Genomic DNA, 19,641 nt, shown 5'->3' on the forward strand with positions numbered 1-19,641 from the left:
TATCAGCGAATGACGTAGGGCAGGAGGCCCAGGAAGCGCGCGCGCTTGATGGCGCGGGCGAGCTCACGCTGCTTCTTCGCGGACACCGCGGTAATGCGGCTCGGCACGATCTTGCCGCGCTCGGAGACGTAACGCATCAGCAGCTTGGAGTCCTTGTAGTCGATCTTCGGAGCATTGGCGCCCGTGAACGGGCAGCTCTTGCGACGACGGAAAAACGGGCGGCGTGCACCAGCTTCAGCCATGATTCTTACTCCCCATCCGTGGTTTCAGCTTCATCGCGCGGACGGCGCGGACCGCGATCACCGCGGAAACCGCCCTCGCGGTCGCCACGGAAGCCGCCTTCACGCTCGCCGCGGAAGCCACCGCCGCGATCGTCACGCTCGCGGTCGCGATCGGCCTTGCGCATCATCGCGGACGGGCCTTCCTCGAGCTCCTCGACGCGGACGCTGAGATAGCGGATCACGTCTTCGCTGATGCGCTCCTGGCGCTCGATCTCGGCGATCGCCGCGGACGGCGCGTCGATGTTGAGCAGCACGAAGTGCGCCTTGCGGTTCTTGTTCATGCGGTAGGTGAGGGAGCGCACGCCCCAATTCTCGGTCTTGGTGATCTTGCCGCCGAGACCTTCGACGATACCGGTCATCTGCGCAGTCAGCTCTTCGACCTGCTGCGGGCTCGCGTCCTGACGCGCGAGAAAAACATGCTCGTAAAGAGGCATGGTCGTCCTTTCCTCATGTTGGCGCATCGCCCGGCGTCAAACCCTTAAGAGGCCTTCGGAAAGGACTCTGGGATCAAGCTCAGAAGGCGGAAACACGGGACGACGGGCCGACTGGCCCTGCCACACCAAAATCACGAATGATTTGCTGAGACCGTCCGTTCAGCTCCCGGCCGGGGTCTGCGGATGGGCGCCTTATACGGATTTTGGCCGGCTTTGCAAGGTGGAGGGGCATTTTCAAGCCGAGCGGTCCGCCCCTCCAACGGGAACAAGAACCCCATCCTTCAATACCAAGATTCGGCTTGATCTATTTGTTTGTATAACATACAAATAAATCAGCGAAGAGGATCCCATGGCAGAAGCGTCGGCCGATGCGCCGCTCGAAGCGGCAGGCGACCCCAAGCACGCCGCGCGCGCGACGCGCTCGGCCGGCCGCAAGATGCGGTCACTGCTCCTGGATGCTGCGAGCCCGCTGTTTCGGGAGCGGGGGCTGTCAGGCACGTCGATTACCGACATCGCGGCCGCCGCGGACGCGTTCCCGAGCCAGATCACCTATTACTTCCGCACCAAGGAGGCGCTGTTTGTCGAATGCGCCTGCCGCGATCTGTTGTATCTGGCGCGGGCCACCGAGCAGGCGGCGCTGAAGGCGCGGACTCCCGGGGAATACACCCATGCGCTGGCCGAGACCGTGACGGCGAGCGATTCGGTCGCCTTCTTCGCCGAGGCGCTGACGCTGACGCGGCGTCGCCAGGATCTCGCGCCGCTGGTGGAGCGCACCATCGAGCGCCTGCACAGCGAGGGTACGCGCGCTTATGCGGGGCAGGTCGCGCGGCACGGCTGGCGCTCGCTGCGCGCGCCCGACGAAAGCTCGCGGCGGTTCTGGGCCGTCGCCATCGGCGTCATTCTCGAGGGCTACGCGATGGGCCGCTCGCCCGAGGCGCTCTGCGCCGAGATGCTGCGCGTGCTGGGCGAGCAGGCGAAATCCACTGAAGACACCGCCCGCCTGCGTCTCGTCGAGGCGCGCGAGGCATCCGACAATTCCAATGGAAAGGGTTAGGCCATGACCGCGCTTCGCATGCGTGCCCGCGATTTCCTGACCGACGATCAATTGGCCGAGGTGCGCCAGCGCGCGACGTGGAAAGGCGCTGCGCTGATCGCGCACGCCTGGACGCTGATCATTGCAGCCATCGCGCTGGTCGCGTGGTGGCCCAATCCGCTCACCTATATCTTCGCCGTCGCCATCATCGGCTCGCGCCAGCTCGGCCTTGCGATCCTGATGCATGACGGCGCACATGGTTGCCTGTCCGCCGACGAGAAAACCAATCTGACGCTGAGCCAGTGGTTCTGCGCCTATCCGCTGTTTGCGGAGACGCGCAGCTACCGGCGCTATCATCTTCAGCACCATGCGCGCACCCAGCAGGAGGACGACCCCGACCTCGTGCTGTCGGCGCCGTTTCCGATCACCAAGTTGAGCTATCGCCGCAAGTTCATCCGCGACATCACCGGGCAGACCGGCTACCAGCAGCGCAAGGCGCAGTTGCTCAACGCGCTCGGGCCAAAGGACTGGTCATGGCGGCAACGTGCAGCGCATTTCTGGGAGATGCTCGGCCCGCAATGTGTGGTCAACGGGATCATGTTTGCCGCGCTCGCCGCGGCCGGCGTGTGGTGGGCCTATCCGCTGCTCTGGCTGGTGCCGCTCTTGACGTGGATGATGGTCATCACCCGCATCCGCAATATCGCCGAGCACGCCGTCGTCCCCGATAGCAGCGACCCCTTGCGCAACACGCGCACGACGCATGCCAATTTTCTCGAGCGCCTGTTCATCGCGCCGTATTACGTGAACTATCACCTCGAGCATCATCTGTTGTTCTACGTGCCCTGCTACAATCTGCCGAAGGTGCACCGGCTGCTGAGTGCGAGCCGGTACGCCGATCGCATGGAAGTGCAGCCGAACTACGCTTCGGTGCTGCGGCTGGCCACGGCAAAGCCGAACCGCGAGGATCGGCCGGGGCAACTGGTGAACAGTGCGCGCCGCGCGAGGGCAGGAGCGGACGTCGATGCCAACCAGACCGCCGGCGGGTTTTGAGGGGCTTATTCCCCGTTGAATGCTGCTCCAAGTTCCCGTCTCGGCTTGACAGTGCGGCCCCGGACGGTGTCTACGGCCCCCTTTGGAGCATGATCCGGAACCATGGCCCAAGGAACCACGGCCTAAGGCCGGGCGTAAATCGGCTGCCGGTTCAGAACAGGGATCATGCCTGACAGCAGGGAGCGCCGATGACGGCTGCATTCACATTTCCTGGGCAGGGTTCCCAGGCTGTCGGCATGGGCAAGGCCCTGGCCGACGCCTTTCCGGTGGCGCGCGCCGTATTCGACGAGGTCGATGCCGCGCTCGGGGAGAAGCTGACGGCCATCATCTGGGAAGGTCCGGCCGAAACTCTCCAACTCACCGAGAACGCCCAGCCGGCGCTGATGGCCGTGTCTATCGCGACCTTGCGCGTGCTCGAGGCCGAGGCTGGTTTTTCCGTGGGACGAGACGCGGCCTTCGTCGCGGGCCACTCGCTCGGTGAATATTCGGCGCTCGCGGCGGCCGGCAGCCTGACGGTTTCGGATACCGCGCGTCTGCTTCGCACCCGCGGTCTCGCAATGCAAAAGGCGGTCCCGGTCGGCGCCGGCGCGATGGCCGCGCTGCTCGGTCTCGACTACGAGGCCGCCATGGAGGTCGCGGGCGAGGCGGCGCAGGGGCAGGTCTGCCAGGCCGCCAACGACAATGGCGGCGGCCAGGTCGTCGTCTCCGGCGACAAGGCTGCGGTCGATCGCGCCGTCGAGATCGCCAAGGCCAAGGGCGCCAAGCGCGCGATGCTGCTGCCGGTGTCCGCCCCGTTCCATTGCAAGTTGATGCAGCCGGCTGCGGATGCCATGGCGGAAGCGCTGTCGAAAGTCACGATCAAGGCGCCGGCCGCCCCGCTGGTGTCGAACGTGCTGGCGAGCGCCATCACCGATCCCGACGAGATCCGCCGCCGCCTGGTCGAGCAGGTCACCGGCACGGTGCGCTGGCGCGAGTCGGTGGCTTACATGGCCGGGCAGGGCGTCACCCGCTTCTTCGAGATCGGCGCCGGCAAGGTGCTGACCGGTCTCGTCAAGCGTATCGCGGACGGTGCCGTCGGCATTGCGGTCGGCGGCCCGAACGATATTGCCGCCGCCAAGGATGCATTGGCCGCTGCGAAGCAGGCTTAAAGGAGTCCATCAATGTTCGATCTGACTGGCCGAAAGGCGCTCGTCACCGGCGCGACCGGCGGCATTGGCGGCGCGATCGCGCAGGCGCTGCACGCGCAGGGCGCCACCGTCGCCATTTCAGGGACGCGCAAGGAGGTGCTGGACGAGCTTGCCGGCAAGCTCGGCGAGCGCGCCCACGTGCTGCCCTGCAATCTCTCCAAGGCCGATGAGGTCGAGGCGCTGGTGCCCGCTGCGGAAGCGGCGATGGGCCAGGTCGACATTCTCATCGCCAATGCCGGCATCACGCGCGACAATCTCTTCGTGCAGCTTCGCGACGAGGACTGGGACGAGGTTATCAACGTCAATCTGACCGCGACCTTCCGCCTGGCGCGCGCCGCGACCAAGCTGATGATGCGCAAGCGCTTCGGCCGCATCGTCGCCATCACCTCGGTGGTCGGCGTCACCGGCAATCCCGGGCAGGGCAATTATACGGCGTCGAAAGCCGGCCTGATCGGCATGATCAAGACGTTAGGGGCCGAATACGCCAAGCGTGGCGTGACCGCGAACTGCATCGCGCCGGGCTTCATCAAGACGCCGATGACCGATGCGCTCAACGACAAGCAGCGCGAAACGATTCTCACCAAGGTTCCGGCCGCCCGCCTGGGGACGCCCGAGGACATCGCAGCGGCCGCCGTCTATCTGAGCTCGAACGAAGCAGCCTACGTCACCGGGCAGACCATCCACGTCAACGGCGGCATGGCCATGATCTGACATCTCGTGCCGCGTCGCCTGTCACGGCGGTGCGGCATGCGGCAAACGGCCGTTTCCGGAGCGAAATGAGGCTTGTAGTCAAGGCAATTGAAGTATGATAACCGGACCTCCAACGGATGGGCAAAGAACGCCATTGCAGGTTTTTGAAACCCTGTATATTGGCGATGCGGAGCCTTTGGCCGTCGTTCGCCGGGGCCTCCATCGGTTAGGATGGGCCAAATCAAAGTTCGTAAGCGAAGGCAGTCAAACGACCACGACGGCTCGTATCGTCCCGGGGGGTCGGGTCTACAGGGAACAACACGAGGTTAAGCAATGAGTGACATTGGCGAGCGGGTTAAGAAGATCGTGGTCGAACACCTTGGTGTTGAACCCGAGAAGGTTGTCGACAACGCGAGCTTCATCGACGACCTCGGCGCCGACAGTCTGGATACCGTCGAGCTGGTGATGGCGTTCGAAGAGGAATTCGGTTGCGAGATTCCGGACGACGCTGCGGAAACGATTCTCACCGTCGGCGACGCTACGAAGTTTCTCGAGAAGAACGCGAAGAGCTAAGGCTCTTCAATTTCGCGGGGACAACATTGAAACCGGACGGGCCGCTTCGCAGCGGTCAGCCGGTTTCTTGTTATTGGCCGTGATTCTTTCGATGCGGAGTTTTCGGATATGAGGCGGGTTGTCGTCACGGGTCTCGGCATGGTCTCGCCACTCGGCTGTGGCGTCGAGCCGACCTGGAAGCGCATCCTCAACGGCGAAAGCGGTGCGCGCAGGATCGAGAGCTTCGATGTCTCCGATCTGCAGACCAAGATCGCCTGCACGGTCGTGCGCGGCGACGGCTCGAACGACAGCTTCAATCCGGACAAGTGGATGGAGCCGAAGGACCAGCGCAAGGTCGACGACTTCATCATCTTCGGCATGGCCGCGGCCGGTCAGGCGCTCGACGACGCCAACTGGCATCCCGAGACCGAAGAGGACAAATGCGCGACCGGCACCATGATCGGCTCCGGCATCGGCGGCCTCAACGGCATCGCCGATACCGCGATCCTGCTGAAGGAGCGCGGGCCGCGCCGGGTGTCGCCGTTCTTCATTCCCGGCCGCTTGATCAATCTCGCCTCCGGCTACGTCTCGATCGCGCACGGGCTGAAGGGGCCGAACCATTCGGTGGTCACGGCATGCTCGACCGGCGCGCATGCGGTTGGCGATGCCGCCCGCCTGATCGCGCTGGGCGATGCCGACGTGATGGTCGCGGGCGGCGCCGAGTCGCCGATCAGCCGCATCGGCATTGCCGGCTTCAACGCCGCGCGCGCGCTGTCGACCGGTTTCAACGAGACTCCCGAAAAGGCCTCGCGTCCCTACGATAAAGACCGCGACGGCTTCGTGATGGGCGAGGGCGCCGGCGTCCTCGTGCTGGAGGAGCTGGAGCACGCCAGGCGGCGCGGCGCGAAGATCTATGCCGAGGTGATCGGCTATGGTCTGTCGGGTGATGCCTATCACATCACCTCGCCGTCGCCCGACGGCGATGGCGGTTTCCGCAGCATGTCGGCCGCGCTCAAGCGTGCCGGGTTGACGCCGTCCGATCTCGATTACATCAATGCGCACGGGACCTCGACGCCGCTCGGCGACGAGATCGAGCTCGGCGCGGTCGAGCGTCTGCTCGGCAACGCCGCCTCCAAGGTCGCGATGTCCTCGACCAAGTCGTCGACCGGCCATCTGCTCGGCGCGGCCGGTGCGATCGAAGCGATTTTCGCGATTCTGGCGATTCGCGATAATGTCGTGCCGCCGACGATCAATCTCGACAATCCGTCGGTCGAGACCGCGATCGATCTCGTGCCGCACAAGTCGAAGCAGCGTGAGGTCAACGTCGCGTTGTCGAACTCTTTTGGTTTTGGCGGTACCAATGCGTCGGTGATCGTCCGGCGCCTAGTCAGTTAGTTTGTGTTTGAGACGAATCCACCGTTTTGCCGTATTCGGCGATAGTCATGGACGTGGGCGCGTGCGTTTTTGGCAGGGCAAGCGATTGTCGGGCCGCTATTGAACCGGCAGGATTCAGGTTGTTTCGATGAGTGAAAGGCCGCCCATTTCACCCCGGAGTCCGCGGGCCGCGCTCGAGCCCGAGCAACTTCCGCCGCCGCCCAAGCGGTCGGACCGCGCGCGCAATCCGTTCGTCGTCGTCGGCAACGCCATCATCACGCTTCTGCTGATCGCCATGCTCGGCGCCGGCGGCGTCTATTATTACGGCCGCCAGGTGCTCGAGGCGCCCGGACCGCTGAAGGAGGACAAGATCGTCAACATCCCGCAGCGTGCGGGCAAGCGCGACATCGCCGAGACGCTGAACCGGGAAGGCGTGACCGACGTCAATCCCTGGGTGTTCATCGCCAGCGTCGCCGCGTTGAAGGCGAGCTCGGACCTCAAGCCGGGTGAGTATTCCTTCCAGAAGAACGCCTCGCTGCGCGACGTCATCGGCACCATCGTCGAGGGCAAGGTGGTGCAGCACGCCGTGACGATTCCCGAAGGCCTGACCTCCGAGCAGATCGTGGCGCGGCTGTCCGACAACGACATCTTCACCGGCAGCGTGCGCGAGCTGCCGCGCGAAGGCACGCTGCTCCCGGAGACCTACAAATTCCCGCGCGGCACCCCGCGCGAGCAGGTGGTCCAGCGCATGCAGCAGGCGCACAAGCGTGTGCTGTCGGAGATCTGGGAGCGCCGCAATCAGGACATTCCAGTCAAGACGCCGGAGCAGCTGGTCACGCTGGCGTCCATCATCGAGAAGGAAACCGGCAAGGCGGACGAGCGCAGCCGTGTCGCCGCGGTGTTCGTCAACCGGCTGAAGCAGCGGATCAAGCTGCAGTCCGATCCGACCATCATCTACGGCCTCGTCGGCGGCAAGGGAACGCTGGGCCGGCCGATCAAACGCAGCGAGATCACGCAGCCCTCGCCCTACAACACCTATGTGATCGACGGCCTGCCGCCGGGCCCGATCTCCAATCCGGGCCGCGCCTCGCTCGAAGCTGCCGCCAACCCGGCCCGCACCCGCGACCTCTATTTCGTCGCCGACGGCACCGGCGGGCATGCCTTCACCGAAACCTACGACGCGCACCAGAAGAACGTCGCCAAGCTCCGCGCGATGGAGAAGCAGATCCAGAACGACACGGTCGAGCCGCCCGAGGACGCGCAGCCGCCGGCCGTTGCCGCGCCTGGCGCTGCCGACGCGCCGACCGCGGCCACGCCGGCACGGCCCAATCAGCAGAAGAGGCCGCCGGCAGCACGCCCGGCTGCTCCAGCCAATCCCCCACCGGCCCGGCAGGGCGCGGTGCAGGGCTCGCCGCCGGTGGTTCAGCGCTGAGCCTTGCGCGCAGATCGGCTTGCGGACATTGCCGATTCCACTTTCCGGCAAAATAGTCTTAAGATTCGCGTGGCTTGATAGCCTCGCGAATCCCGTGTTCCTGGAGAATTTGAACTGATGGCGCTGTCGTCCATGACCGGCTTTGCGAGATGCCACGGCGCAAGCGGGCCGTATACGTTCGAATGGGAGTTGAAGTCGGTCAATGCCAAGGGCTTCGACTTGCGCGTGCGGCTGCCGCAGGGGTTTGATGAGCTCGAGGCCCATGCCAAGAAGCGCGCGGGCGAGCTGCTCTCGCGCGGCACCGTCTATGCCAATCTCACCGTCAAGCGCACCAATGCCGCCGCCACCGTCCGCATCAACGAGGACGTGCTCAACGCGGTGCTGAAGGCCGCCGCGCTGATCTCGGGGAAGGTCGACGCGGTGGCGCCGAGCATCGACGGCCTGCTCGCCATCAAGGGCGTCGTCGAGGTCGCCGAGCCCGAGGGCGACGAGGAGGAGGACAAGGCAGCGCGCACTGCTGCCGCCGAGGCCTTCGACAAGGCGCTCGACGAGCTCGTTGCGATGCGCAAGCGCGAGGGCACTTCGCTTGGGCAGATCCTGACCCAGCGCGTCGACGAGATCGAGCAGCTGGCGAAGAGAGCGGAGGCCGCGCCCGGCCGCAAGCCGGAGGCGATCAAGGCGAAGCTCGCTGAGCAGATCGCAGCGCTGCTCGACACCTCCGACCGTTTCGACTCCGACCGCCTGATGCAGGAGGCGATCCTGATCGCGACCAAGGCCGACATCCGCGAGGAGCTCGACCGCATCGCCTCCCACATCGCGCAGGCGCGCGAGCTGATCGGCAAGGGCGGCCCGATCGGGCGCAAGCTGGATTTCCTGGCGCAGGAGTTTCACCGCGAGGTCAACACCTGCTGCTCGAAGTCGAACGACATCGAGTTGACCAACACGGGCCTCGCCATGAAGAACGTGGTCGAGCAGTTCCGCGAGCAGGTGCAGAATCTGGAGTGATCGATGACGACGGGCGGTCACGGAACTGACGGTGTCGAGCGGCGCGGATTGATGTTCGTGCTGTCCTCGCCATCAGGCGCGGGCAAGACGACGCTGTCGCGCATGCTGATCGACCGGATGCCGGGCTTGAAAATGTCGGTTTCTGCGACCACGCGCGCGATGCGGCCGGGCGAGGTCAACGGCAAGGACTATACGTTTGTCGATAAGGCGACGTTCGATGCCATGGTGAAGGCCGACGAACTGCTGGAATGGGCGACGGTGTTCGACAACAGCTATGGTACGCCGCGCGGCCCCGTGGATGCGGCGTTGTCGGCCGGCCAGGATGTGCTGTTCGACATCGACTGGCAGGGCACCCAGCAATTGAAACAGAAGGCGCGCGCCGATGTCGTCAGCGTCTTCATCCTGCCGCCCTCGGCCGCCGACCTCGAGAAGCGCCTGCATTCGCGCGCGCAGGATTCCGACGAGGTGATCCGCAAGCGCATGAGCCGCGCCAGCGACGAGATGAGTCACTGGGCCGAGTACGACTACATCGTGATCAACCACGCGGTCGACGAAGCCTTCGCCGAGGTGCAGTCGATCCTGAAGGCCGAGCGTCTCAAGCGCGAGCGGCGGATTGGCCTCGTAGGCTTCGTGCGAAGTTTGCAAGGTCAGCTTCAAGGTTAGGCCGCGACAGGCGCGGCCCTTCCTTCGCCAGCTGCTCCAGCATCGTCGTGATCGCGTCGACATCGACGGCATCGGTATCCCGACCTGCCGGCGCGTCATCGCGATCCGCCTCAATTTCGTTGGCGGCAAGCTTGGGTGCAGCAGCCCGATCGAACAACTTGGTCTCGACCTTGTCGCTTCCGGACTCGACCGGTTTTGCGGCCGGAGCGACGGCACGTTGCCTGCGCGCGTCGATCAGCTCGATCTCGCGGCCGATCGCGGCGAGTTTCGTCACTTGTCTTGTCGGTTGCGGACGTGCCGCATCGAAGTCGATCGGGCGGGGCGGCTGGGCGGCGGCCGGCGGTGAATCGCGCCAGGGCGCGTGGCTTCCGTCATGGTCCTGCGGCGCCCAATCGTCCCAATGCCCGCGGCGGTCGGCGGCCCTGGCGCGGACGCGTCCGCCGGCGAAGCGGTAGATGACGCTGGCGAGGATGCCGGCGAGCGCCAGCGCACCGCCGATCACAAGCATCAGCATCTGCAGCGAACCGCCGGACTTGTCAGTCGTGCCATCGGCCGCGGGCGGGAGCGGAGCAGGGGATTTTGACAGCTTCGCGTTTGGCTGCGCGGCTGCTGCAACCGTGGTTTCCGCCGGCTGATGCGCTGGCGCGGTGGACGCTGTGGAGGCCTCGGGCCAGCGCGCGGTCACGGCCGGCTGCTGCGCGTTGGTTTCGGCGACGCTGCTCGGCGGCTGCGGCGCGACCGCGGGTGCATTCGCTGCAGCCGGCGCGGGCGCGGCCATGTTCGGCGTGCCCGCTGCGGCACTCGTCTGCGGCGCGATATATTCCGCGCGCGCGTTCTGCACGGCCTGCGGCGGTGCTGCATCCGGCTCGGATGTATCGGTCGTCGCCTGCGCGGTCTGTGCGGCTTTGCCGCCTGCGGCGCGCAGATACCAGCACTTGCGCTTCGTCGTGCGATCGAGGCGGTAGTACCAGTGCTGGCCCTGCGGCGTGGCATCCTTCGGCGAAGCCAGGCAGTCGGGCGCCGCGGCGGCCGTGCTCGATGGCGTCGGCGCGTTCTGCGATACCGCGGCCAATGGCGCGCCCGCGAGGATGCTGGCGACGAGGGTCGAAATGAACTTTGCGGCGCGGTTGCCCATCCTGGTCTCCCGGTTACGCATGACGCAACTCTCAACGAGCCCCTTCTCGTCAAAGACTTGGGTGGCAATGAGCCGCAAATCCGGAGAGGATGTGGCTTGAATCGGGCCTGCGCGACGTTCGTTCCGCCCCCGGATGAGACTCTCCGAACGTCACGATCAGAGTTCCACGCCACAACCTGAGTCGGTTGACACGATCATAAGTCAGTACTAATCATTAGTAGTAACTTATGACAGGTCGAACAAGCGTGGCATGGGGCGGGGAGTGTCTATGGCTAAAGACAGCGCACAACTGGCCGCACTCGGCGATCCCACCCGCAGGCGGATCTTCGAGCTTGTCGGTGCACGGCCACGCACGGTCGCCGAGATCACGCGACAGCTGCCCGTGTCCCAGTCGGCCGTCTCACAGCATCTCAAGGTGCTGCGCGAATCCCGCTTGGTTCGTGCAGAGCCGAAGGGCGCCAGCAACGTCTATTACGTCGATCCGGCGGGACTCGGCCAGATGCGAGCCTGGCTCGACCGGTTCTGGAGCGACACGTTGGCCGCTTACAAACTAGCCGTCGAAAAACCATCGGAGGGATCCAGATGAACACACGTGTATCGATTGCGCCCGTCAAACATTCCATCGTCGTCGAGGCGCCGATCGAGCGCGCGTTCAAGGTCTTCACCGAAGACTTCGGCAGCTTCAAGCCGCGCGAGCACAATCTGCTCGCCGTTCCCATCGCAGAGACCGTATTCGAACCTCGGGTGGGCGGAAGCATTTATGATCGGGGGATCGACGGCAGCGAATGCCGCTGGGCGCGCGTGTTGGCGTTCGAACCACCCAATCGAGTCCTCTTGAGCTGGGACATCAGCCCGCGCTGGCAAATCGAGACCGATCCCGCCAAGACGAGTGAATGGGAGGTCCGGTTCATTGCGGAGACACCAAGCCGGACCCGCTTGGAGCTGGAGCACCGTCGCCTCGATCGGCATGGCGAGGGCTGGGAAGGCGTCCGCAGCGGCGTTGACAGCGATCAGGGTTGGCCGCTCTGTCTGCGGCAGTTTGCCGAACTGATTGCCGCCAAGCGTTGACGCGCTTCCTTCCGACGCCGCGTCATGACGAGGAGAGGCCCTGTCGGGCCTTGCTCCGATCGGGCCCGGAAACTTCTCACCTCCGCAGCCGTTATTTCGCGGCTGAGGAGACGTCATGCCGGTCAAGGATCAGATCAAGAACTTCGCCAAGAAGCTGGTAGAGGAGCAGCCCGATGCAGCGACGCTGCGGGGGCTGGTACGGGCCCGCAAGCCCACGGCCATGCACTTTCGCGATGACGGCATCGTGCCGAACCATCCGCGCTTCCCGGCGCTGCTCTATCGCGGCGCGGTGAAGCTGAACGGTCGGCGCTTTCCGCCCGAGGTCGTCATCGATACGCTGTTCGACACCAATGGCTGGGGCCGGTCGTGGCGCGACACCGTGTACGACTTCGTCCACTATCATTCCCAGATCCATGAAGTGATGGGCGTGGCGCGCGGCACGGCGAGGATCGAGTGCGGCGGGATCAAGGGCCGCATCCTGAAACTGAAAGCCGGGGACGTGCTGGTCCTGCCCGCGGGCACCGGCCACCGGCTGATCGAATCCAGCCGGGACTTTATGGTCGTCGGCGCCTACCCGCAGGACGGCACCTATGACGAGTGCACCGACACACGCCAGCGTCCCGACGCGGTCAAGCGCATCGCCAAGGTCCGCAAGCCGAAGATGGATCCCGTGCTGGGGAGCGGCGGACCGCTGCTCGCCGCGTGGCGGTCCGCTCAGCTCAGATAATCAGGCGTGAAATCCGCAAGTCTGCGCAGCTCGTCGGGCTGCAGCAGCTCGATCTCGCTGCCGTCCCAGGCGATTAACCCGCGATGCCTCAGCTCCTGGATGGTGCGGTTGACGTGGACGATGGACAGGCCACAGGCGTCCGCGACGTGGCGTTGCGTCATTGGCATCTGGAAGCAGTTGCGCTTGACGAGGCCGACGATCTCCAGCCTTGCGGCGAGCTCGCAGATGAGGTGCGCGACCTTGGGCAGCGCCGCCTGCGCGCCGAGGCGGGCGATCCATTGCCGCGAGATGGCCGCGTCGATCAGCGTCTCGCGCCAGAAGGCGCGGGTCAGGTGGATCGAGCTGTCGAGCAGCTGGCGGAGCTGACTGTGGGCGACGGTGCCGACGATGGTCGGGCCGAGCCCCACGAGATCCGCGTCCATCGGCGAGACCAGCAGCGTGTGCAGGCATGGCATGTCGCCGGGAACATGGAAGGCGAGGGTCTGGCTGCGATCGCCGACGATGCGCGACTGGTAGAGAAAGCCGCTGACGACGAAGACGCAGCGGCTCGCGGCCTCGCCTTGGCGCAGCACGATCTCGCCATCCGCGACCTGGCGCAGCGTGGACGGCAAGCCCGCGATCTGGCGGCGCTCGTCCTCGGACAGGCCTTCGATCGTCTGCAGACGGACGATGAATTTCGGATGTGGCATGGGCCTCGCGTGCAGCTTCAGCCGTCCCGCGGCACGGACGCCTCGGCCAGGCGACGCGACAGTTTCGCAAGCGTCCAGTCGGAAACCGGCACGGAGCGGAACTCGCGGATCGCGCGAGCGAGCTCCTGATCCGACATCGGCCGGACCGGCTCCCTCAGCGTTCCCTTCAGCAAGGCGTCGCTGATGCTGTCCAGATGCTCGCCGGCATCGGATGCGAACAGGCGCCGGATGCGCTCCAGGAGAGTGGTGCTTTTCATGTTAAGGCCGGCTGGTCCGAATGGGGGGAATGGGGTGGCTGCGATCGATGCGTCGCAAGCCGGTTAGCAACCTGTGCTTCCGATCTGCGTTCTAGTCCGCTGAACGCAAGCCGGACGTATCATTTGATAGAACCGGCGCGATTTTTGGCGGCTCCATGGAAAAGGCTCACGACGTGCTGATACGGAACCTCGGCGAGCACACCGGGCTCGCAGAGGAGGATATGGGCGAGATTCGCGCGTTGACCTTCATGCTGCGCGATTTCGCACCCAATGAGGATTTCATCCGTCAAGGCGACGAGCCCGAGCATTCCGCTTTGGTCGTCTCCGGCATGGTTGCCCGCTATCACCTGCTCGGCAGCGGGCGGCGGCAATATCTGGCGTTCCATCTCACCGGCGACCTTCCGGATGCGCAGGGGTTGTTCATCGACCAGATGGATCACGGGCTCAGTGCGCTCGGGCCGGCGTCGGTGGCGTTCATCCCGCACCGCGAATTGTTCATCGCGTTCCGGCGGCGGCCGACCTTCGCCCTCGCGGTCTGGCGCGAGACGCTGCGCGATGCCGCGATCTTTCGCGAGGCCATCACCAACAACAGTGCCCGGCCGATGCAGACCCGCATGGCGCACTTGTTTTGCGAGCTGTTTTACCGCGCCCGCGCGGCGCAGCTGGTGCGCGGCAATCGTTGCCGCATGCCGATCAGTCTCACGCAACTCGGCGAGACGCTCGGCATGGCGATCGCGACGGTGAACCGGACGCTCGCCGATCTCAGGCGCAGCGGCGCGATGGATCTTCGTGATGGCGAGCTGGTCGTGCTGAAATGGCGCGAGCTGCAGCGGCTCGGCGATTTCAGTCCGACCTATCTGCATCTGAAGCGGCAGTCGCCGCCGCATGCGTGAGGCGGAGGCATCAACCCTCCGCGGGTGCCGCTCCACCGCGCACCTCGTGGAAATGCTTCTTCACCCAATCGTTACAGCAGCAGGCTCTCGCTTCGAGCGCTGCTGCGTCGAGGATCAGGATGGCGCCGCGGCGGGTCGCGAGGATGCGCCGCGCCTTGAACATCTGGATGACGCGGCTGGCATAGCTGCGGGAGACGCCCAGCATGCCGGCGAGCTGCTCGTGGGTGAGAGGAATCTCGGCTCCGCCGATATGTTCCTGCGCGGACATGATCCACTTGGCGGCCCGCTGCTCGATCGAATGCGCAGCGTTGCAAGCCGCAGTCTGCAAGAGCTGCGCGAACTGGCAGTCGGCATAGCGCGCGAAGGCCTCCTGGAGCGTCGCCGATCTCTGCTGCGCCTGCTCGAGCGCGCGCAACGGCAGCCGCACCAGGGTGCCGCCAAACTTCACGACCATGCGCGAATAGGCGAGCGAAGGGCTGGGGCCGGCGGCGATGCCGACCGCGCCCTCGCGCCCGACCAGCAGGCTTTCGACCTCGCGATCGTCCTCGACCGGCACGGCGAACGACACCAGCGCGGGACCGCATGGAAAATGCACCGCGGCAATGTCGTCGCCGGCGTGATGCAGGACCTGACTCGCCCCGACGTCGATCGGCTGGAGGTGAGGCGCGAGCAGTTCGAAATCCTGATGATTGAGCTGCCGGAGCAGATCGTTCTTGGGCCGACCGGTCACATTGCGTTCTCTTGGGCGGGCCGGGAATCGGCGCCAGCGGCAAACCTACGTTTCCGCGGCGGAACCGACGGTTCCAAAGTGCACACAACGGACTTTTGGGCGTCGAAAACTGGAGCACGACGTCGCGGGCTTCAGCGGGCTGGACGGCAGCGAGGATCGTCAGCCGCAGCGGACTTCGCGATCCCCCGTCAGTCGGCCCTGTGACGCAGCGGCGCGGTAAGCGTCGATCGCCCGGTTGGCGAGCATCAATTGCCGGCGCTCACCGGTTCGAAGCTGGGCCTCGATGGCGTCGAGCAGGAAGTTCGCGCTCGCGTCCGGCGGCCCGAGCTCGCCGCTCTTCTCCAGGCAGCTCCAGGCGATGAAGAATGCGCTTTCGACGGTGCAACGGATCGACATGCGCAGCCAACGCGGCGCGGCCGCAGGCGTTCCGTGCGGCGGGCGAGACTTGCGTCGGACCCGCCGCGCCGCGGTCAGTTCTTCAGGACGATGCGGCCGACGACCTTGCCGGCACGCAATTCGTCGATCCATTTCTGCACGTCGCCCATCGGCTCCTCGCGCATCGGCGTCGGCTTGATCTTGCCGGCGCGGGCGAGCGCCATCAGCTCGTGAGCCTCCGCGAGCGTGCCGACCATGAAACCTTCGATGGTCATGCGCTTGTAGACCCACTGCACCATCGGCAGCGTGAACTGGCCGCCCATCAGGCCGGAGACCACGATCTTGCCGCCGCGCGCGGCAACGGCGACGGCAAAGGCCATCGACTTCTCGTTGCCGGCGAAATCGACGATCTCGTCGAAGCCGCCCTCGGTCTCCTTCAGGATGCGTTTGATCACGTCGGGCTCGGCCGGATCGTAGGCCACCGCGGCGCCGTTCTTGAGTGCGGTCTCGCGCGCGGCCGGCGAGAGGTCGGCGACCGTGATCGGCTGCTTGAACATCGCCTGCGCGAACGACAGGCCCATCATGCCGACGCCGCCGAGGCCGATCAGCAGCAAATTGCGCTGGCGCGGACGGTCGATCAGGCGCTTGAGCGCGCCATAGGCGGTGACGCCGGAGCACATCAGGGTGGCGGCCTGGTTGACGGGCAGGGGATCGTAGTCGAGCAGATATTTGGCGTCGGGGACCAGAACGTGGGTGGCGAAGCCGCCGTCGATGGAAACGCCGAGGAAGCGTTGCTTCACACAAAGATTCTCGTCGCCATTGGCGCAGTCGCGGCACTGGCCGCAGCCGATCCACGGAAACACCGCCTTCTTGGCGCCGACGAGGCTGGCCGGAACATCGGGGCCGACCTCGTCGACGACGCCCGCGATCTCGTGGCCGAGCGTGAAGGGCAGCGTCATGCCGCGCGTGGTGTCGAGCTTCTTGCCGCCGCCGAGATCGGCATAGCCGTCCTGGATGTGGAGATCGGAATGGCAGAGACCGCAGCGCTCGATGCGGACCAAGACCTCACGACCCTGCGGCTTGGGCGTCTCGACGATGGTCTCGCACAGCGGCGCATCGAACTTGACCAGGGACTGCCGACGCATCAACGCCATTTTCTTTCCTCCGGAATTCTTGGTTACTCAGTTTTCGCTGCGTATATCCGCCAATTCACGCGCCATGGCAACAAAGCCGGAGATGGGAATGGTCTCGGCGCGCCGCGTCGCGTCGACGCCGGCGGCTCGTGCAAGCCGTGCGGGGTCGACATTCAGTGATTTCAAGCTTTGCCGCAGCATTTTCCGGCGCTGGCCGAAGGCGGCGGCGGCGACCTGTTCGAGCATCCTGCGATCGCAGGCAAGCGGCTCTGCGCGCGGCTTGAGGCGCACGACCGAGGAGGTGACCTTCGGCGGCGGCACGAAGGCGGATGGCGCAATGTCGAACAGGATCTTGGTCTCGCAGCGCCAATTGGCGAGCACGCCGAGCCGGCCATAGGCCTCCTCGTCCTCGCGCGCGACGATGCGCTCGCCGACCTCGCGCTGGAACATCAGCACCATCATCTCGTACCAGGGCGGCCACGGCTCGGTAATGAGCCAGTTGATGAGAAGCTGGGTCGCGATGTTGTAGGGCAGGTTGGCGACGATCTTGGCGCGTTCGCCCGCGAGCAGCGGGCGTGGATCGAAGGTCATGGCATCGCCATGCACGAGCTCGAGTCTGCCCGGGTAGCGCGCGGAAATATCCTGCAAGGCCGGGATCGCGCGCTCGTCGTGCTCGATGGCGATGACGCGGCGGGCGCCGAGCGCGAGCAGCGCCCGCGTCAGCCCGCCCGGGCCGGGGCCGATCTCGACGATGGTGGAATCCTCGAGCGGTGCGGCCGCACGCGCGATGCGCGCGGTGAGATTGAGGTCCAGCAGGAAGTTCTGGCCGAGCGATTTGCGCGCCGACAGCGCGTGCTGGCGAATGACCTCGCGCAGCGGCGGGAGGTCGTCGATCGCGCTCATCAGCTTGTCGCAGCCGCCATGCGGCTGGCGAGCCGCAGCGCGGCGATCAGGCTCGCCGGATTGGCCTTGCCCGTGCCGGCGATGTCGAAGGCGGTGCCGTGATCGGGCGATGTGCGGAGGAAGGGCAGTCCGAGCGTGACGTTGACGGCGTCATCGAAGGCGACGGTCTTGATCGGGATCAGCGCCTGGTCGTGATACATGCAGATCGCGCAATCATAGGTCCGTCGCGCCGCCTCGTGGAACATGGTGTCGGCGGGCAGCGGCCCTCTGGCCTCGATGCCGTCGTTGCGCAGCGCTTTCAGCGCCGGGACGATGACGGTCTGCTCCTCGTGGCCGAGCGAGCCGTCCTCGCCGGCATGGGGATTGAGACCGGAGACCGCGATGCGCGGCCTTGCGATGCCGAAGCGGGACTTCAGCTCGGTGGCGACGATGCGGACGGTCGAGACGATCAGCTCGCTGGTGAGCTCGCCCAGCGCATCGCGCAGCGAGACGTGGATGGTCACGGGCACGACGGCGAGCTGGGGCGACCACAGCATCATCACCGGCTGCGGCACGCGGCCGTTCTCCGCGGCGAGCTCGGCGAGGAATTCGGTATGGCCGGGATGACGGAAGCCGGCGCGGTAGAGCACGCTCTTGGCGATCGGGTTGGTGACGACGGCGCCGGCACGGCCCGCGCGCACGTCGAGGACCGCCTGCCGGATCGAGGCGAGCGCGGCCGGCGCGCTGGATGAATCGGGCTTGCCGGGCTCGGCGGTGGCGCGCTCGCCGATCGCGACCACGGGCAAGGCGTCCGTGAACGCGGAACCCGCTTCACTGGGGCCCACCGCGGCGATCCTGATATCGGCGCCGAGCGCCTTGGCGCGGCGCGCGATCAGGGCCTCGTCGCCGAGCAGATAGAAGGCGGGCAGGTTCAGCTCGCCCCGCCTGAGCCAGGCCGCGATCGTGATGTCGGGGCCGATGCCGGCGGGCTCTCCCAGGGTGAGGGCAAGGGGCTTGGCTGCAAGGGGCTTGGTTGCAAGAGGCTTGGCTGCGGACTCGGTGGAGGGCTCTGAGAAGGGCTTAGCCATCAGCGGTTGCGATATTCGATCATCGCCGCCTTGCGCAGCTCGTCGAGATAGGCCTTCTGCGTCTTCTCGTACTTCTCCTGATACATCTTCTCGCGGACCTCACGCTTCTTCGGCGTGTCGATCATGGTCGGCTTGCGCGAGCACAGCACCACCATCTCGATGCCGTTCTTGGTCATCTCGGGCGCGGTCAGGCGGCCGATCGGGGTGTCGTCGAGCACCTTGCGCAGCGGCTCCGGCAGCTCCGCGGTGGTCTTGGTGACGGTGTCGCGGATGGTCGCGTTCGGGGTCGAGCGGAACAGCGAATTGGCCTCCTCGCAGCTCCCGACGCGGGCCCGATAGGACTCGGCTTCTTTCTTCCGGGTTTCCAGGAACGCCGCCGACGAGCCGCGCGGCACGATCAGCACGATCGGCTGCATCTTGTACTCGGTGCCCTCGATCTGAAGCTTTTCGCCGGTCTGCGCCTGCACGGCCTGCGCGACGTCGCGCTCGCCGACCAGCAGCTTCTCCTTGAAGCGGCCGCGCACGAGGCTGCCCCAGACCATCTCGGCCCTCATGCGGCTCTTCAGCGTCTCCGGGCGGACGCCCTTGGATTCGAGCGACTTGGTGAGCTGATCCGGCGTGATGCGCATGCGCTGCGCCATGCCGTCATAGGACTGGTTGATGTCGGACACGCTGGGATCGACGCCGTATTTCTTGCCTTCCTTGATCTTGACCTTGTCGTCGATCAGCACGTTGATGACCTCCTGCCGGCTGGGGGTCTTCTGTGTCGACAGCTGGTCGAGCTTGATGCGCTGCTCGATGTCGAAATCGGTGATGGGATCGCCGTTGACCATCACGGCGATGTTCTGCGCGCGCGACGGCGAGGGCAGGGCGGCCAAGATCAGCCCGGCACCGATGGCGAGAAGGAGGCGGAAGACAGGCAATGGCGTCGTCATGATGTCGCTCGCATGTCGGCCGCGTCGA

The 19,641-nt window shown here is 65.7% G+C and carries 24 protein-coding genes; 13 read left to right on the forward strand and 11 right to left on the reverse strand.

The genetic code is table 11. The features are described from left to right. Positions 1-2 precede the first annotated feature (2 nt). The gene (rpsR, locus tag I6F33_RS06515; protein ID WP_007592020.1) at positions 3-242 is read right to left on the reverse strand and encodes a 30S ribosomal protein S18; all 240 of its coding nucleotides are present in this window, start codon (positions 240-242) and stop codon (positions 3-5) included. A gap of 5 nt (positions 243-247) precedes the next feature. Beyond that, on the reverse strand, positions 248-715 hold the full coding sequence (rpsF, locus tag I6F33_RS06520) for a 30S ribosomal protein S6 (RefSeq protein WP_025035823.1): 468 nt from the start codon (positions 713-715) through the stop codon (positions 248-250). A gap of 349 nt (positions 716-1,064) precedes the next feature. On the opposite strand from rpsF, the gene I6F33_RS06525 reads away from it, so the two are divergent. From I6F33_RS06525 to gmk, 9 genes are all read left to right on the forward strand, one after another. Next, the gene (locus I6F33_RS06525; RefSeq protein ID WP_036000718.1) at positions 1,065-1,769 is read left to right on the forward strand and encodes a TetR/AcrR family transcriptional regulator C-terminal domain-containing protein; all 705 of its coding nucleotides are present in this window, start codon (positions 1,065-1,067) and stop codon (positions 1,767-1,769) included. 3 nt (positions 1,770-1,772) lie between these two features. Beyond that, positions 1,773-2,798, forward strand: a complete 1,026-nt coding sequence (locus I6F33_RS06530) for a fatty acid desaturase family protein (RefSeq protein WP_036034039.1) — start codon at positions 1,773-1,775, stop codon at positions 2,796-2,798. 188 nt (positions 2,799-2,986) lie between these two features. Further along, a complete protein-coding gene (gene fabD / locus I6F33_RS06535) occupies positions 2,987-3,946 on the forward strand; it encodes an ACP S-malonyltransferase (RefSeq protein WP_109144010.1) in 960 nt (319 codons plus the stop codon). 12 nt (positions 3,947-3,958) lie between these two features. Next, positions 3,959-4,696 carry a 3-oxoacyl-[acyl-carrier-protein] reductase gene (fabG, locus tag I6F33_RS06540; RefSeq protein ID WP_025035827.1) on the forward strand — a complete coding sequence of 246 codons (738 nt, stop codon included), beginning with the start codon at positions 3,959-3,961 and terminating at the stop codon, positions 4,694-4,696. A gap of 312 nt (positions 4,697-5,008) precedes the next feature. Next, a complete protein-coding gene (locus I6F33_RS06545) occupies positions 5,009-5,248 on the forward strand; it encodes an acyl carrier protein (RefSeq protein ID WP_008551805.1) in 240 nt (79 codons plus the stop codon). A gap of 108 nt (positions 5,249-5,356) precedes the next feature. After that, positions 5,357-6,622: a beta-ketoacyl-ACP synthase II gene (fabF, locus tag I6F33_RS06550; RefSeq protein WP_109144009.1), complete on the forward strand. Its 1,266-nt coding sequence runs from the start codon at positions 5,357-5,359 to the stop codon at positions 6,620-6,622. A gap of 127 nt (positions 6,623-6,749) precedes the next feature. Continuing rightward, the gene (mltG, locus tag I6F33_RS06555) at positions 6,750-8,033 is read left to right on the forward strand and encodes an endolytic transglycosylase MltG (RefSeq protein WP_036000702.1); all 1,284 of its coding nucleotides are present in this window, start codon (positions 6,750-6,752) and stop codon (positions 8,031-8,033) included. Between the two features lie 117 nt (positions 8,034-8,150). Further along, on the forward strand, positions 8,151-9,038 hold the full coding sequence (locus I6F33_RS06560; protein ID WP_109144007.1) for a YicC/YloC family endoribonuclease: 888 nt from the start codon (positions 8,151-8,153) through the stop codon (positions 9,036-9,038). A gap of 3 nt (positions 9,039-9,041) precedes the next feature. Further along, complete coding sequence (gene gmk / locus I6F33_RS06565) at positions 9,042-9,701, forward strand: guanylate kinase (protein ID WP_036000695.1); 660 nt, start codon at positions 9,042-9,044, stop codon at positions 9,699-9,701. Here the strand turns inward: gmk and I6F33_RS06570 are convergent. After that, on the reverse strand, positions 9,634-10,836 hold the full coding sequence (locus I6F33_RS06570; protein ID WP_225141628.1) for a hypothetical protein: 1,203 nt from the start codon (positions 10,834-10,836) through the stop codon (positions 9,634-9,636). The two genes, gmk and I6F33_RS06570, sit on opposite strands and share 68 nt — an antisense overlap. A 268-nt stretch (positions 10,837-11,104) precedes the next feature. Between I6F33_RS06570 and I6F33_RS06575 the strand changes: the two genes are divergently transcribed. From I6F33_RS06575 to I6F33_RS06585, 3 genes are all read left to right on the forward strand, one after another. After that, positions 11,105-11,422 (forward strand): helix-turn-helix transcriptional regulator, encoded by a 318-nt coding sequence (locus I6F33_RS06575; RefSeq protein WP_036000689.1) that lies wholly within the window; start codon positions 11,105-11,107, stop codon positions 11,420-11,422. Next, a complete protein-coding gene (locus I6F33_RS06580) occupies positions 11,419-11,904 on the forward strand; it encodes an SRPBCC family protein (RefSeq protein WP_225141629.1) in 486 nt (161 codons plus the stop codon). Before I6F33_RS06575 ends, I6F33_RS06580 begins: the two co-directional genes overlap by 4 nt. A 115-nt stretch (positions 11,905-12,019) precedes the next feature. Further along, on the forward strand, positions 12,020-12,631 hold the full coding sequence (locus tag I6F33_RS06585) for a cupin (RefSeq protein WP_036034021.1): 612 nt from the start codon (positions 12,020-12,022) through the stop codon (positions 12,629-12,631). On the opposite strand, the gene I6F33_RS06590 is transcribed toward I6F33_RS06585, so the two are convergent. After that, positions 12,619-13,320: a Crp/Fnr family transcriptional regulator gene (locus I6F33_RS06590; protein ID WP_225141631.1), complete on the reverse strand. Its 702-nt coding sequence runs from the start codon at positions 13,318-13,320 to the stop codon at positions 12,619-12,621. The two genes, I6F33_RS06585 and I6F33_RS06590, sit on opposite strands and share 13 nt — an antisense overlap. Before the next feature lie 17 nt (positions 13,321-13,337). Next, on the reverse strand, positions 13,338-13,577 hold the full coding sequence (locus tag I6F33_RS06595) for a hypothetical protein (protein WP_036000675.1): 240 nt from the start codon (positions 13,575-13,577) through the stop codon (positions 13,338-13,340). A gap of 155 nt (positions 13,578-13,732) precedes the next feature. Here I6F33_RS06595 and I6F33_RS06600 point away from each other — a divergent pair, with 155 nt between their 5' ends. Then, positions 13,733-14,470, forward strand: a complete 738-nt coding sequence (locus tag I6F33_RS06600) for a Crp/Fnr family transcriptional regulator (RefSeq protein ID WP_036022714.1) — start codon at positions 13,733-13,735, stop codon at positions 14,468-14,470. Between the two features lie 10 nt (positions 14,471-14,480). Here the strand turns inward: I6F33_RS06600 and I6F33_RS06605 are convergent, their stop codons facing one another. The 6 genes from I6F33_RS06605 to I6F33_RS06630 form a co-directional block, all read right to left on the reverse strand. After that, a complete protein-coding gene (locus I6F33_RS06605) occupies positions 14,481-15,200 on the reverse strand; it encodes a Crp/Fnr family transcriptional regulator (RefSeq protein ID WP_036022715.1) in 720 nt (239 codons plus the stop codon). 159 nt (positions 15,201-15,359) lie between these two features. Beyond that, positions 15,360-15,596, reverse strand: a complete 237-nt coding sequence (locus I6F33_RS06610) for a hypothetical protein (protein ID WP_036000665.1) — start codon at positions 15,594-15,596, stop codon at positions 15,360-15,362. A gap of 74 nt (positions 15,597-15,670) precedes the next feature. Next, positions 15,671-16,729, reverse strand: coding sequence for an alcohol dehydrogenase (locus I6F33_RS06615; RefSeq protein ID WP_225141633.1), 1,059 nt, complete (start codon positions 16,727-16,729; stop codon positions 15,671-15,673). Between the two features lie 27 nt (positions 16,730-16,756). Continuing rightward, a complete protein-coding gene (gene rsmA, locus I6F33_RS06620) occupies positions 16,757-17,611 on the reverse strand; it encodes a 16S rRNA (adenine(1518)-N(6)/adenine(1519)-N(6))-dimethyltransferase RsmA (protein WP_225141635.1) in 855 nt (284 codons plus the stop codon). Further along, entirely contained in the window at positions 17,611-18,678 is a 1,068-nt protein-coding gene (gene pdxA / locus I6F33_RS06625) for a 4-hydroxythreonine-4-phosphate dehydrogenase PdxA (RefSeq protein ID WP_225141637.1), read from the reverse strand. The genes rsmA and pdxA overlap by 1 nt, the downstream gene beginning before the upstream one ends. Continuing rightward, the gene (locus I6F33_RS06630; RefSeq protein ID WP_036000650.1) at positions 18,678-19,613 is read right to left on the reverse strand and encodes a SurA N-terminal domain-containing protein; all 936 of its coding nucleotides are present in this window, start codon (positions 19,611-19,613) and stop codon (positions 18,678-18,680) included. Before I6F33_RS06630 ends, pdxA begins: the two co-directional genes overlap by 1 nt. Positions 19,614-19,641 lie beyond the last annotated feature (28 nt).

Origin of the sequence: Bradyrhizobium sp. BRP20 (assembly GCF_020194215.1) — a bacterium.
In the GTDB taxonomy this organism is placed as follows: domain Bacteria; phylum Pseudomonadota; class Alphaproteobacteria; order Rhizobiales; family Xanthobacteraceae; genus Bradyrhizobium; species Bradyrhizobium yuanmingense.

Coding starts and splice junctions, on each gene's coding strand:
- I6F33_RS06590 (WP_225141631.1), bottom strand. CDS start 13,320: ATGCCACATCCGAAATTCATCGTCCGTCTGCAGACGATCGAAGGCCTG.
- I6F33_RS06575 (WP_036000689.1), top strand. CDS start 11,105: ATGGCTAAAGACAGCGCACAACTGGCCGCACTCGGCGATCCCACCCGC.
- I6F33_RS06570 (WP_225141628.1), bottom strand. CDS start 10,836: ATGGGCAACCGCGCCGCAAAGTTCATTTCGACCCTCGTCGCCAGCATC.
- I6F33_RS06630 (WP_036000650.1), bottom strand. CDS start 19,613: ATGACGACGCCATTGCCTGTCTTCCGCCTCCTTCTCGCCATCGGTGCC.
- I6F33_RS06600 (WP_036022714.1), top strand. CDS start 13,733: ATGGAAAAGGCTCACGACGTGCTGATACGGAACCTCGGCGAGCACACC.
- mltG (WP_036000702.1), top strand. CDS start 6,750: ATGAGTGAAAGGCCGCCCATTTCACCCCGGAGTCCGCGGGCCGCGCTC.
- I6F33_RS06610 (WP_036000665.1), bottom strand. CDS start 15,596: ATGTCGATCCGTTGCACCGTCGAAAGCGCATTCTTCATCGCCTGGAGC.
- rsmA (WP_225141635.1), bottom strand. CDS start 17,611: ATGAGCGCGATCGACGACCTCCCGCCGCTGCGCGAGGTCATTCGCCAG.
- I6F33_RS06545 (WP_008551805.1), top strand. CDS start 5,009: ATGAGTGACATTGGCGAGCGGGTTAAGAAGATCGTGGTCGAACACCTT.
- rpsF (WP_025035823.1), bottom strand. CDS start 715: ATGCCTCTTTACGAGCATGTTTTTCTCGCGCGTCAGGACGCGAGCCCG.
- fabF (WP_109144009.1), top strand. CDS start 5,357: ATGAGGCGGGTTGTCGTCACGGGTCTCGGCATGGTCTCGCCACTCGGC.
- I6F33_RS06615 (WP_225141633.1), bottom strand. CDS start 16,729: ATGGCGTTGATGCGTCGGCAGTCCCTGGTCAAGTTCGATGCGCCGCTG.
- fabG (WP_025035827.1), top strand. CDS start 3,959: ATGTTCGATCTGACTGGCCGAAAGGCGCTCGTCACCGGCGCGACCGGC.
- I6F33_RS06525 (WP_036000718.1), top strand. CDS start 1,065: ATGGCAGAAGCGTCGGCCGATGCGCCGCTCGAAGCGGCAGGCGACCCC.
- I6F33_RS06595 (WP_036000675.1), bottom strand. CDS start 13,577: ATGAAAAGCACCACTCTCCTGGAGCGCATCCGGCGCCTGTTCGCATCC.
- I6F33_RS06585 (WP_036034021.1), top strand. CDS start 12,020: ATGCCGGTCAAGGATCAGATCAAGAACTTCGCCAAGAAGCTGGTAGAG.
- rpsR (WP_007592020.1), bottom strand. CDS start 242: ATGGCTGAAGCTGGTGCACGCCGCCCGTTTTTCCGTCGTCGCAAGAGC.
- I6F33_RS06530 (WP_036034039.1), top strand. CDS start 1,773: ATGACCGCGCTTCGCATGCGTGCCCGCGATTTCCTGACCGACGATCAA.
- pdxA (WP_225141637.1), bottom strand. CDS start 18,678: ATGGCTAAGCCCTTCTCAGAGCCCTCCACCGAGTCCGCAGCCAAGCCT.
- fabD (WP_109144010.1), top strand. CDS start 2,987: ATGACGGCTGCATTCACATTTCCTGGGCAGGGTTCCCAGGCTGTCGGC.
- gmk (WP_036000695.1), top strand. CDS start 9,042: ATGACGACGGGCGGTCACGGAACTGACGGTGTCGAGCGGCGCGGATTG.
- I6F33_RS06560 (WP_109144007.1), top strand. CDS start 8,151: ATGGCGCTGTCGTCCATGACCGGCTTTGCGAGATGCCACGGCGCAAGC.
- I6F33_RS06580 (WP_225141629.1), top strand. CDS start 11,419: ATGAACACACGTGTATCGATTGCGCCCGTCAAACATTCCATCGTCGTC.